General features: G+C 63.5%; 12 protein-coding genes. 6 read left to right on the top strand and 6 right to left on the bottom strand.

The window, feature by feature from the left end:
• Positions 1-46 precede the first annotated feature (46 nt).
• Together arr and J1M86_RS24720 are read left to right on the top strand one after the other, a co-directional pair.
• The gene (gene arr / locus J1M86_RS24725; RefSeq protein WP_206511751.1) at positions 47-484 is read left to right on the top strand and encodes an NAD(+)--rifampin ADP-ribosyltransferase; all 438 of its coding nucleotides are present in this window, start codon (positions 47-49) and stop codon (positions 482-484) included.
• 70 nt (positions 485-554) lie between these two features.
• Entirely contained in the window at positions 555-1,517 is a 963-nt protein-coding gene (locus J1M86_RS24720) for a hypothetical protein (protein ID WP_206511750.1), read from the top strand.
• Positions 1,518-1,617: 100 nt separating this feature from the next.
• On the opposite strand, the gene J1M86_RS24715 is transcribed toward J1M86_RS24720, so the two are convergent.
• Positions 1,618-2,919 carry an MFS transporter gene (locus J1M86_RS24715; RefSeq protein ID WP_206511749.1) on the bottom strand — a complete coding sequence of 434 codons (1,302 nt, stop codon included), beginning with the start codon at positions 2,917-2,919 and terminating at the stop codon, positions 1,618-1,620.
• Positions 2,920-3,215: 296 nt separating this feature from the next.
• On the opposite strand from J1M86_RS24715, the gene J1M86_RS24710 reads away from it, so the two are divergent.
• Positions 3,216-4,622, top strand: a complete 1,407-nt coding sequence (locus tag J1M86_RS24710) for an FAD-binding oxidoreductase (protein WP_241260638.1) — start codon at positions 3,216-3,218, stop codon at positions 4,620-4,622.
• Here the strand turns inward: J1M86_RS24710 and J1M86_RS26935 are convergent.
• The 5 genes from J1M86_RS26935 to J1M86_RS24685 all read right to left on the bottom strand — a co-directional run bounded on the left by J1M86_RS26935 (position 4,606) and on the right by J1M86_RS24685 (position 9,206).
• A complete protein-coding gene (locus J1M86_RS26935) occupies positions 4,606-5,715 on the bottom strand; it encodes a CdaR family transcriptional regulator (protein WP_206511748.1) in 1,110 nt (369 codons plus the stop codon). The genes J1M86_RS24710 and J1M86_RS26935 overlap by 17 nt on opposite strands.
• Positions 5,716-5,745: 30 nt before the next feature.
• Positions 5,746-6,141: a hydroxyphenylacetyl-CoA thioesterase PaaI gene (gene paaI / locus J1M86_RS24700; protein ID WP_206511747.1), complete on the bottom strand. Its 396-nt coding sequence runs from the start codon at positions 6,139-6,141 to the stop codon at positions 5,746-5,748.
• Positions 6,138-6,455: an EthD family reductase gene (locus J1M86_RS24695; protein ID WP_206511746.1), complete on the bottom strand. Its 318-nt coding sequence runs from the start codon at positions 6,453-6,455 to the stop codon at positions 6,138-6,140. The genes paaI and J1M86_RS24695 overlap by 4 nt, the downstream gene beginning before the upstream one ends.
• Positions 6,452-8,479 (bottom strand): phenylacetic acid degradation bifunctional protein PaaZ, encoded by a 2,028-nt coding sequence (paaZ, locus tag J1M86_RS24690; protein WP_206511745.1) that lies wholly within the window; start codon positions 8,477-8,479, stop codon positions 6,452-6,454. Before paaZ ends, J1M86_RS24695 begins: the two co-directional genes overlap by 4 nt.
• Before the next feature lie 115 nt (positions 8,480-8,594).
• On the bottom strand, positions 8,595-9,206 hold the full coding sequence (locus J1M86_RS24685; RefSeq protein ID WP_206511744.1) for a TetR/AcrR family transcriptional regulator: 612 nt from the start codon (positions 9,204-9,206) through the stop codon (positions 8,595-8,597).
• Positions 9,207-9,354: 148 nt separating this feature from the next.
• Between J1M86_RS24685 and J1M86_RS24680 the strand changes: the two genes are divergently transcribed.
• The 3 genes from J1M86_RS24680 to J1M86_RS24670 are packed head-to-tail and all read left to right on the top strand — an operon-like array spanning position 9,355 to position 11,716.
• Positions 9,355-10,074, top strand: a complete 720-nt coding sequence (locus tag J1M86_RS24680; protein ID WP_206511743.1) for an enoyl-CoA hydratase/isomerase family protein — start codon at positions 9,355-9,357, stop codon at positions 10,072-10,074.
• Positions 10,071-10,943 carry a 3-hydroxyacyl-CoA dehydrogenase family protein gene (locus tag J1M86_RS24675; RefSeq protein WP_075838570.1) on the top strand — a complete coding sequence of 291 codons (873 nt, stop codon included), beginning with the start codon at positions 10,071-10,073 and terminating at the stop codon, positions 10,941-10,943. Before J1M86_RS24680 ends, J1M86_RS24675 begins: the two co-directional genes overlap by 4 nt.
• Positions 10,940-11,716 carry an enoyl-CoA hydratase-related protein gene (locus tag J1M86_RS24670; RefSeq protein ID WP_206511742.1) on the top strand — a complete coding sequence of 259 codons (777 nt, stop codon included), beginning with the start codon at positions 10,940-10,942 and terminating at the stop codon, positions 11,714-11,716. Before J1M86_RS24675 ends, J1M86_RS24670 begins: the two co-directional genes overlap by 4 nt.
• Positions 11,717-11,774: the final 58 nt, after the last annotated feature.

Below are 11,774 nucleotides of genomic sequence, written 5' to 3'. Positions count from 1 at the left end.
CGGCGTGCACACTCGTCCGGCACATCACCACACGAGGGGGCTATCGATGGCAGACATCGCAGACATACCACCGCAGTTCCAGCTACACGAATCGGGCGCGTACTTCCACGGCACCAAAGCCGACCTGCAAGTCGGGGACTTTCTCAGACCGGGGTATCGATCCAATTACCGTTCCGAGCTGATCTCGAACAACATCTACATGACGAAAGTGTTGGACAACGCGGTTCTCGCGGCAGAGATGGCGACCGGACAGGGCCGCACCCGGGTGTACATCGTCGAGCCGGACGGCGATGTCGAAGACGACCCGAACGTCACCGACAAGAAGTTCCCCGGCAACCCGACTCACTCCTTCCGGAGCCCGAACCCGGTGAAGATAGTCGGAGAGATGCTCGACTGGGTCGAACACTCCCCCGAGTATCTCCACCAGTTCCGGGCAGGCCTTGAAGAACTGAGGCGAACGGGGGCCGACATCATCTACGACTAGACACTCAGCCCGCTGCTTGCTAGGTATGGATCGGTACGCGCTGGGTATTTGTTGGCCATATGCTTCGCTGATGGTCTTTCGTCGCTCCAGGCTCGTGTCGCTCGCTTGTGGAGTCGTGGTTGTGGCCGCACTGGGTGCATGCGGAGATGGCCACACTGCAGACGAACAACCCCCAGCAGAAGCCGTTGTCGATCCGTATCTCCGCGGGAACACCTGCGCACCTGATAGTCCCGCGGACAAGAACGTCGACCCGGCTCGTCGGTTGACGGAGCTCTCCAGGACTGCGGGGGAGCTTCTGCTGGTCAACGGCATCGTGCCGGGGCCTGACCTTGCTGTCGATGGGCAGCTTACGTCCAGTCAGGCCGCAGACCGTGCAAGCACTGTCCCCGGTGACGCGTCCATCGCCGAAGCCCTATGGGTAGCGGCTCCCAGTCCGGAAAACGGCTTGGATCCCATTCGCGACACCGCGGAGTACTACGCCGCTGACGCGCGACATATCTCGACGTTCGAGGTCACTGAGCAGAGTCTGAATCAAATGCTGGGACCGAGTTGGTCATCCGTCATCGAGGTGGTCGAAGAGTTCGCCGGCGACGGGTACGAACAATACGTCGAGTCGGTTCGCGATGCACCGCCGATGCGGGTATCGGATGCAGCGGCGATACGTGCCCAACTGCGTGCCGCCGCCGTTGATGCTGGCCTGGAGAGCCAGTGGGAAACTGCACAATCGATAGTCCCCATCTACTTTCAGTCGTGCACGACGTCATCCGACGTCGCCGGTCACGATATCGAGCTGTCCTCGTCGGTCCTCGGTGAAATTCTTGCCGCAGACGCGGTCGGCGCGGCCTTCGCCGAGACCATCGGACCGTCCGAGTTGACCGAACCTTTGACGCGGGGCCTGCAGATCGTCCTTGGTGCCGAGCCGAACTCGGCCGAAACCAGCCAACTGACCAAGGAATACGATCCGAACGAGATTCTGTCGCCCGAGGACGTCGAATTGATGGAGGCGGAAGAACCCAGTCTGGATGGCCCCTGACCAGCCCTACAGCAGTCGGCTGGTCGCCTCTCGTACCTATCCATTTAGAGACGAAGGCCCCGAAACCATGATGGTTCCGGGGCTTTCGACACAAAATGCGTCAGACGTTCAAATCCTCGTCCCTACGGTTCTTGATACGCGAGGTCGCCACGAAGGAGATCGCGGCCAGGATCATCAGGTAGATCGAGATCGACATCGATGTTCCGGTTCCCTTGAACAGGGCTTCGGAGATCGTCGGGACGAACGCTCCACCGAGCACGGTGCCGATGGCGTAGCCGATGGACGCACCACTGAATCGAACTGCTGCGGGGAACATCTCGGCGTACAGAGCCGGCTGAGGTCCGTAGGACAGCCCGAGTCCGACGGCGAACAGTCCGAGGGCCAGGTAGATCCAGTGCAGCTCACCGGTGTCGACGAGCAGGAAGAACGGGATAGCGCACAACACCATTGCCGCGTTGCCGAGATTCATGATGGTGGTCCGGGCGTAGCGATCGGACAGATGCGCGCCGAGCAGAGTGAACACGCCCCAGACGATGGCCGCGAACAAGCTGGCCACCAACACGTCCACGCGAGCCAGCCCGTGTTCACGCGTCGAGTACGCCACGATGAAGCCGCCGACGATGATGTACCCGTTGCCGTTGGTGCCGATGAACGACAATGCAGCCAGCATGACCTGCTTCTTGTTGGTACGCCACAGTGCGCGGACCGGAGTGTGGTTGCGCTCCTTACGTTCTGAGAGCTCCTTGAACACCGGGGTCTCCTCGACGCGGCGCCTGATGTAGAAACCGACGAGGATCAGCACGAAGCTGATGAGGAACGGAATGCGCCAACCCCAGGCCTCGAACTGCTCTTCACTGAGCAGACCGGTGCACAGTGCCAACGTTCCCACCGCGATGAGCATGCCGAGAGGAACACCCATCTGGGTTGCGGCACCGTAGATTCCACGCTTGCCCTTCGGGGCGTGCTCGACGGCCATCAATGCCGCGCCGCCCCATTCACCGCCGGTGGAGAATCCCTGCAGGATGCGCAGCACGATCAGGATGATCGGCGCCCAGATGCCGATGGTCGCGTACGTGGGGAGCAGACCCATACCCACGGTGGCAGCACCCATCAGCGTGAGGGTGGCGATGAGGACCTTCTTGCGTCCGATCTTGTCACCGAAGTAACCGGCGACGATGGCCCCGAGGGGGCGGAAAACGAAGCTGATGCCGATGGTGACGTAGGCGACGAGCTGCCCGGACGACCCCATGGGTGCGAAGAACAACTGGGCGAAGATCAGCGACGCTGCCTGCGCGTAGATGAAGAAGTCGTACCACTCGACAGTGGTTCCGACCATGCTGGCCATCGCGGCGCGGCGATGCTCACGCGACACCCCGGTGGGCGTCTCGACCTGTGTTGACATCGACTTGTCTCGTTTCGTTCGGGTTCCGGCGCTCGGGCATGAGAGCGGCAATTCGGAGTGTCGTGGGGCGGGGCGAGGGTGAAGAACGACGAATTTCGACTACCGAAAGTCCGGCTGAAACTCACCGTCCGTTCGGTCGGTAATCACTGTGACCGGCGACACGATGATTTGTCAAGGTGGTACCGATCATGACCGGGGGTACGTGCCCAATTTCGTCGGAAACTACCGATCGGAGCCGTTCGATTCGTCCGAAACGACGCAGACAGCGGCAGTGACGGAAGGCCATACTCGAACTCATGGCTGTGCCGGCAATCCCCGAACACGAGAATGCGATCATCGACGAACTGATGCGTGCGCTCGGCACCGATGCGGTGGTGACCGACCCGGATATCCTCGAGAGCTACCGACACGACTCGGCAGCTCTCTGTGAATCTGCCCTGCCACTGGCGGCGGTACTGCCGACCACGGAATCCGATGTTCAGGCCATCATGAATATCGCATCGGCGCACCGCATTCCCGTCGTCCCACAGGGAGCGTTGACCGGCCTGGCCGGGGCAGCGAATGCCAGCGTCGGAGCCATTGCCCTCAACACCCGGCGCATGAACAAGATCATCGAACTCGACGTCGTCAATCGCGTCGCAGTCGTGCAACCCGGCGTCACCAACAAGGAGCTCAAGGAGGCTGCCCAACAGCAAGGCTTGACGTATCTGCCCGACCCGTCCAGCTGGGAGGCGTCGACCATCGGTGGCAACATCGCCACCAATGCAGGGGGCCTGTGCTGTGTGAAGTACGGCGTCACTGCGCGATTCGTCCGAGGTCTGCGTGTCGTGCTCGCCGACGGCCGGGCCACCTTCGTCGGTCGACGCACGGTCAAGGGCGTGGCCGGACTCTCCCTGGCAGACCTGTTCGTCGGATCAGAGGGCACGCTCGGCATCATCACCGAGGCCACAGTCGGCCTCGACTTCCCGGCCGCCACCCCGCTCACAATGGCCGCGACCTTTCCGTCCACCGTCGCTGCAGGAGAGGCGGTGACGCGCATCCGTGCCGCGGGTATCACGCCGAGCCTGTTCGAGCTGTTGGACCGCACCACCATCGCCGCGATCGACGCGTACGCGCGTATGGACTTCGGTACCGACGCCGCAGCCGTACTGATCGCCCAATCCGATATCGGCGCAGGCGCGGTGCAGGAACTGGAACTCATCGCCGCGCTGTGCACCGAATCCGGCGCGACGGATGTTGCTGTCGCCGAGGACGAGATCGAGTCGCAGCAACTCGTTCAGGCCCGTCGCTTGGCGTACCCCGCGCTCGAGCGTCTGGGTTCGCCATTGGTCGACGATGTATCCGTACCTATTTCGCAGCTGGCCGCGATGATCGACGAAGTAGGACACATTGCCGAGCGCATCGGAATCGTCATCGGCGTCGTCGGCCACGCGGGTGACGGCAACATCCATCCCACGGTCATCGTGAATCCGGCGGACCCGGCATCGTTGACGGCCGCACAACGGGCATTCGACGAGATCGCAGCATTCGCGCTCTCGCTCGGCGGAACCATCACCGGCGAGCACGGAGTCGGACTGCTCAAACGGGATCTCCTCGAAACCGAGCTCGATTCGGTCGCAGCGGAACTGCAGCGCGGCATCAAGGAATTACTCGACCCACACTACTTACTCAATCCAGGAAAAGTCCTCACCGCCCGGTCGTGAGCCGTAGCGACATCCACACCAACAGTCGAGTGTCCCCGTCGTCGAGATCGAGACCGAACAGCTCCTTTGTCCGCCGCAGTCGGTAGCGAAAGGTGTTGGCGTGCAGATACAACGATGCCGATGCGGCGGCAACATTCGATTCGTGCGTCAACAGCGCCAGCACCGTCGCGGCGTACTCGGTACCTTCGGCGGCGTCGCAAGCAAGCATCTTCTCGACGGCCGGTATCGCCAACGGCAGGTCCGAGAGTGCATCACCCGCTCTACGGAGAGTGACCGGCACTCGATTCTGCTCGAAGGTCGTCGTCACGCCGTCGCCGATCGCATCGAGCACCCAGAGTGCCTGCCTGCGTGCCACTGTGGGCCGGGCTTCGGGCCCGCCGATCGCGAAGGTCACCGATACACCGAACGCCGCCTCCGCCTTTCGTCGAACATCCTCGGCGGCGTCGAGGACACCGCGTTCGTCCTCCGACGCCAGCACCAACAAGACAGTGCGATCCTCGATGACACAGCCCGAATCCAGTGCATTGCCGAACGTAAGCTCCAACAGATCGGCCAGCTGCACCAGGAGGGCCTCCGGTTGCACAGAATCGATTCTCGCGGCCAGCACGGTATAACGACTGCCGGCCGGGGTGACGGTATCGGGATCGGTCAGTAGCGCACGCACCCGTTGATTGTCGGCACCGGCCGGATGACGCCGGGCCAGCAGCAGCGGCACCGCTGCGGCTGCGGCACGGGTCATTGCCGCCACTGCGCCGGAATCAGGTGGACGTAGGGAAACACCGGTAGCGATACTCCAAATGGATCCGAGATACTCGGTATCGGCCGACACGGCCACCGCCAGTCGCGGTAGCACTCCGGGAACGTCGACCACGTGCACTTTCGAGCTACGCCGAAAGTCTGGGTCGAGGTGATGCACCATGTACTCGGCCGGGACCTGCTTGCCGAGAATCCCGTCGCGGCGCACGTCGTCGATCGGCTGGCCCGGAACGGACGAGTACGCGATGACGAAGCCCTGTGGATCCATCACCGACACGGCACCGCCCACCGCGGTGGCGGTTGCGTCCGCCAACGCCGAGAGATCCGCAGTGCTCACCGATTCACAGTACTTCCACGCGTGGTGTCGCTACCGGGCTACGGTGCGACTGTCGCCTCGAAATTCTGCGATCAGCTCGCCTCGGCATGTCACCGACACGTCGTACAGGCCATTGCGGCCAAACCTCGCACGCTCGACGGCGTCGGCGACCAGCACGTCACCGGCCTTCGTCGGACGGAGATAGCGGATGTCGCACCGCGCCGCGACGGCCGAGTCGTCGTGAGAGTTGCACGCCATCGCGAACGTCGTGTCCGCCAACAGGAAAACATATCCGCCGTGCGTGATGGCATAGCCGTTGACCATGTCCTCGGTGACGACCATCGACATTCTCGCGTGACCCGGTGCCAGCTCGATCAATTCGATCCCGAGCTTGCGTGACGCGGCGTCGACCTCGAACATCTCCCGGGCAATCGTCGAATCGCTCATGGCTGCAACACCGATCGCTCGTTCTGAGTGAACATGACGGCGCCACCGGTCGCGAAGTTACGCAGGTCTTTGCCTGCGGCCTTCATCTGAGTCGACGCCAATCCGGCCTTCAGCGATACCTCGTCCGCGAAGAACAGGCTGGCAATCGCGTAGTACGGCGGTGGTGCATCGTCGAGCGAGGCCAGCGTGCCCCAGGTGAAGTCGATCAATCCGGGAACTGCACGAGCCAATGGCACGTGCACATCGGCGTAGTGACGATCGAATGCAACCGGGTCATCGGGCGCTCCGTAACAGACGGCCACTCGAATGCTCATGACACAGCCTCGGGCTTCGCGACGAGGGTCAGCACGTCGTACGTGGCAACCGGATCACCCTCTTGGTTGACGACCACGGCGTCCCAACGCACCTCGCCGTAGTCTGCGCTCTGACGGGGTGTGATCAGCTTGGCCGTCAAGGTCACCGTGAGCGAATCCTCGGCTTTGACCGGCGTCAGGAACCTCAGGTTGTCCACGCCGAAGTTCGCGAGAACCGGGCCCGGCGCTGGATCGACGAACAGACCGGCAGCAAGCGACACCACGAGGTAGCCGTGAGCAACGATGCCGCCGAACAGCGGATTGGCCGCTGCCGCTTCGGGATCGGTGTGTGCATAGAACGTGTCACCGGTGAACTCGGCGAAGTGGTCGATGTCCGCACGGGTTACCTGACGGGGTCCACCGACGATGGTGTCCCCGAGCGCAAGTTCGCCGAGGTCCTTCCGGAAGGGATGTACGTCGCCGGTGACGCGTGCCGATCCGGATACCCATTTGTTGCCCACTGCAGTGAGCACATCAGGCGTGCCTTGAATTGCTGTGCGCTGCATGTGATGCAGCACTCCGCGCATGCCGCCGAGCTCTTCACCGCCACCCGCACGGCCGGGTCCGCCGTGAACGAGCACCGGCAACGGGGACCCGTGACCGGTCGATTCCTTCGCGTCCTCGCTGTTCAGCACCAGAATTCGGCCATGGTAGGGAGCCGAACCCAGAACCACCTCGCGAGCGATCGCCGAATCCTTGGTCACCAGCGACGCGACGAGCGAACCTTTGCCGCGCGCAACGAGGTCGAGCAGATCGGACGTGCTCTCGTAGCCGATCACCGTCGACACCGGGCCGAACGCTTCGATTTCGTGCGGCTCGGGAGCCGACGCGTCTCCTGCTTTCAGCAGAACAGGGGCCATGAACGCACCGGGGCGCGGGTCGACCGTCTCCGGATCGCCGAAGACCACCGAGGCGGACTTGGTCAGTCCGCGAACGGACTTCAGGACCTCGTCGCGCTGATCGATGCTGGCGAGCGCTCCCATCGTTACGCCCTCGGTGCGGGGATCACCGACGACAACCTTCTCGAGACGAGCCGACAATGCCTCGACAACCGGGTCGACCATCGAGTGCGGGACCAGGACGCGGCGGATCGCCGTGCACTTCTGGCCCGCCTTGACGGTCATCTCGGTGAACACGCCCTTGACGAACAGGTCGAATTCCGGATCACTTCGTGCAACATCGGAACCGAGGATCGACGCATTGAGCGAGTCCGCTTCGGCGGTGAAGTGGACGCCCTCACCGACGACGTTCGGGTGAGCACGGAGAACCGCTGCGGTGTCGGCGGATCCGGTGAACGCGACGGAATCCTGGCCACCGAGGTGATCGATGATGCCCCTCGCACTTCCGCACAGCAGCTGGACGGATCCTTCGGGCAGGATTCCACTCTCGATGATGCGTCGGAACACCAGCTCGGTGAGGTAGGCGCTCTGGCTCGCCGGCTTCACGATGGACGGCACACCGGCGATGAACGCGGGCGCCAGCTTCTCCAGAAATCCCCACACTGGGAAGTTGAATGCGTTGATCTGTACCGCAACACCTTGCCGTGAGGTGTAGATGTGCTGGCCGAGGAACGTTCCCTTCTTTCCGAGCTGCTCGATGTCGCCGTCGAGGTACACGGTGTCGTTCGGCAGTTCCCGACGCGCTTTGCTGGCGTAGCTCAGCACGGTGCCGAACCCTCCGTCGATGTCGACGCCCGAGTCGCGCGTCGTCGCGCCGGTCAGCGTGGAGACCTCGTAGAACTCGTCCTTGCCCGCCATCAGCGTCAGACCAAGCTGCTTCAGCAGGGCCGCGCGTTCATGGAAGGTCAGTGCAGCGAGGGCTGGGCCGCCGACACTGCGGGCGTACTCGATCATGCCGGCGACATCGAGCCCGGTGGAGGAGATTCGGGCGACCTCCGTGCCGTCGAGCGCACTGAGCAACGGGGTTCCCTCGTCGCTCGCAGTGAACCATCGTCCTTGTGCGTAGCTTTCCAGCAGTCTGCTCACAGCATCTCCATCTCACCGTACGTTCGGTCGGTAATTACCATCGCCCGGACCGGGGTGCATTGTCAAGAAGGGATTCAGTCGATGTGGCGCGCCTGCACGGCTAGGCGATCTCGGCTCAGGCCTTGCGCAGACCGTCGAACGTCAGGGCAACGACGGCGTCGGCCAGCGCGTCCACCGACCCGCCTGTTCGAGGTTTGTACCACTCGATGAGTGAGTTGACGGTGCCGAACAGCAGCCTCGAGACCAACGCCGGATCGATGTCGGCGCGCAGGTCGCCCTCGTCGGCTGCGGCGACGACGAGGGCGGACACGAAGGCGTCGAACTCCCGCCTTCTGGCCAGTGCACGCCGTTCGACCTCGGTGTTTCCGCGTACGCGTAGCAACAGCGTGACGTAGGGCAGCTCGGCAACCAGGATCTCGACGCTGCGCCTGACCAGGTACTCGAGGCGGTCGATATAGCGCCCGTCGGTAGCCCGTTCCTCGGTGGTGACCGCGAACAGCGCGTTCAATGCACGCGACAATGCAAGTTCGAGAAGCTCTGCCTTCCCCGATACGTGGTGATAGATCGACGACTTCGTGATGCCGAGGCGACCGGCGAGAACCTCCATCGACGTGCCGTCGTACCCCTTGTCGTTGAAGACCTTCACCGCGACGGCGAGCAACGAATCCAGGTCGTACCCCGGACGCCCTGGGAGCCCGGTTCTGCGCGGGGCGCGTGCCGTTGTCATGAACATCATCTTGGCAGGCGTCGGACGATTTCACAGCACCGACACTGCCCACCCTTGCGCAACTACCGAATGTTCGGTTATTAATGGACAGTGACCCGACGAAGGAGCGAACAGTGCGCGGAGTAATCCCGGTGACAGGCGAGGCGCCGTGAACACCCTCGTCGTGGAGGAGCGCCCCGATCGCGTGGTCGTCACCCTCGCGCGAGAAAAACAGCGCAATGCCATCGATGCGGAGATGATCGGCGAGCTACACGAGGTGTGCGGACTCGTCGAGCAGCATCCTCGAGTTCTCGTGATCAGCGGGCAGGGCGAGCATTTCGCAGGCGGCGCGGACATCAACGAGCTTCGGGCACGCACGCGCGACGACGCCCTACGCGGCATCAACCGCAACCTGTTCGACCGAGTCGCCTCTCTTCCCCTGCCGACGATCGCAGCGATTCGCGGATACGCGCTCGGCGGCGGAGCCGAACTGTCCTATGCGTGCGACATCAGAATCGCCTCGTCCACAGCGATGTTCGGAAACCCCGAACCAGGTCTCGGGATCATGGCAGCGGCAGGTGCAAGCTACCGACTCCCGACACTCGTCGGCGTGTCCGTCGCCAAGCAGGTTCTACTCGGCGGCCGCATGCTCGACGCCGATGCCGCACTCCGGTCGGGCCTGGTCATGGACGTCGTCGACGACCCGCTGAGCTCGGCACACGCACTGGCGGACCGCATGGTCAGGCAATCACAGCTGGCGCTGAAACTGACCAAGACCATTCTCGACGCACCGGGTTCACATCCCTGGGCCGACGACATCGCCCAGGCAGTGCTGTTCGAGACCGAGGACAAACAACGCCGCATGACGGCATTCCTGGAGAAACCGTGACATTTCTAGAAGAATCGACAGGCATTCCGTCCAAAGTCGGTGTCGTCGGCGGAGGCCGAATGGGTGCCGGTATCGCCCAGGTGTTCGCAGCCCTCGGCTCGACCGTCGTCATCGCCGAGGCCGCCGATCAGGAAGCTGCCCTCGGCCGGGTGTCGACGGGATTGGACCGCGCGCACGAACGCGGAAAGCTGACCGAGAGCCCGGCAGACATCCTGGCTCGGGTGACAACCGTCGCCGGGCCCGCCGACCTCCCGGCCGATCTCGCCCTCGTCGTAGAGGCGGTTCCGGAGATTCCGTCGCTCAAGGTCGAGGTGCTGGCGCTGATCGACAAGGCCGTGTCCGATTCGACCGTGATCGCCTCGAACACGAGCTCCATCTCCATCGCCGAACTCGGAGCGGCACTGCAGGATCCGTCGCGCTTCATCGGGATGCACTTCTTCAACCCCGTACCGGTGTCGACTCTCGTGGAGATCGTGCGGGCAGCTGCGACCTCACCGGCCGTCGTCGAGCAGGTTCGAAACTGGGTCTCGCTGATGGGCAAGACCGAGGTCCTCGTCAACGACTCCCCCGGCTTCGCGACGAGCCGGCTCGGCGTCTGTCTCGGACTGGAAGCGATACGCATGCTGGAGGAAGGCGTCGCCGACGCCGAATCCATCGACCGGGCAATGGAACTCGGTTACAAGCATCCGATGGGACCACTTCGCTCGACCGACCTGGTCGGGCTCGACGTACGCCTGGCCATCGCCGAACACCTCGCCTCCACGCTCGGCGATCGCTTCGCCCCACCACAACTCCTCCGCGACAAGGTCGCGCGCGGCGAGATCGGACGAAAGTCCGGCATGGGATTCTACGATTGGACGAACGCATGACCGTACGACTGAACATCGCCGACGGACTGGCGACCATCACTCTCGCCCGCGCTACCGCGCACAACGCATTGGACGCAGCGACGAAGGTGGCATTCCAGGAAGCCGTCGACGGAGCCGCCCACGATGACGTACGAGCCGTTCTCATCACCGCCGAGGGCAAGAACTTCTGCGTCGGTCAGGATCTCGGCGAGCACGTCGGTGCGCTCGAGGCGGATCCTGCCACCGCGATGGACACCGTGGCAGTGCACTACAACCCGCTGATCCGGTCGATACAGGAGCTTTCGGTACCGGTCGTCGTTGCGGTGCCGGGAGCGTGCGTCGGCGCGGGCCTCGGAATCGCACTGGCCGGAGACATTCGCGTCGCGGGGACCACGTCGTCGTTCGCGACGGCATTCACCGGCATCGGGCTGGCCAGTGACTCGGGCCTGAGTTATGCGCTGGTCGAGGCGCTGGGCAGCAGCCGAGCCATTGGCCTGATGCTGCTCGGAGACAAGGTGACCGCGGAACAGGCGCTGGAATGGGGCCTGGTCCATCGGGTCGTGCCCGACGACGAGGTTCTCGCCGTCGCCGAGTCGCTCGCCAGGAAGCTGGCCGCTGGGCCTACCGAGGCGTATCGCCAGGTCAAGTCTCTGGTCCGCGCATCGGCGTCGGGGCTGCTCGACGCGCTGGATCGGGAATCGGCGGCGCAGAAGCATTTAGGGCAGACGGCCGATCACAAGGCTGCGGTCGACGCGTTCCTGGCAAAGGAAAAGCCGGTGTTCGCGGGGCGCTAGGCAGCCCTCTATCTTGTGCCCCGAGTCACTTCCGTGCATACTGGTTACCAACCGATCA

It is taken from the genome of Rhodococcus sp. KRD197, assembly GCF_017168235.1.
Classification (GTDB): domain Bacteria; phylum Actinomycetota; class Actinomycetes; order Mycobacteriales; family Mycobacteriaceae; genus Rhodococcoides.
Note: the sequence above shows the minus strand (reverse complement) of the source record. Positions and strands in the feature narration are given on the sequence as shown.

Excerpts from the sequence above, each read along its gene's own strand:
- J1M86_RS24710 (WP_241260638.1), top strand. The coding sequence starts at position 3,216 with ATGGCTGTGCCGGCAATCCCCGAACACGAGAATGCGATCATCGACGAA.
- J1M86_RS24670 (WP_206511742.1), top strand. The coding sequence starts at position 10,940 with ATGACCGTACGACTGAACATCGCCGACGGACTGGCGACCATCACTCTC.
- J1M86_RS24685 (WP_206511744.1), bottom strand. The coding sequence starts at position 9,206 with ATGACAACGGCACGCGCCCCGCGCAGAACCGGGCTCCCAGGGCGTCCG.
- paaI (WP_206511747.1), bottom strand. The coding sequence starts at position 6,141 with ATGAGCGATTCGACGATTGCCCGGGAGATGTTCGAGGTCGACGCCGCG.
- J1M86_RS24715 (WP_206511749.1), bottom strand. The coding sequence starts at position 2,919 with ATGTCAACACAGGTCGAGACGCCCACCGGGGTGTCGCGTGAGCATCGC.
- arr (WP_206511751.1), top strand. The coding sequence starts at position 47 with ATGGCAGACATCGCAGACATACCACCGCAGTTCCAGCTACACGAATCG.
- J1M86_RS24695 (WP_206511746.1), bottom strand. The coding sequence starts at position 6,455 with ATGAGCATTCGAGTGGCCGTCTGTTACGGAGCGCCCGATGACCCGGTT.
- J1M86_RS24720 (WP_206511750.1), top strand. The coding sequence starts at position 555 with ATGGTCTTTCGTCGCTCCAGGCTCGTGTCGCTCGCTTGTGGAGTCGTG.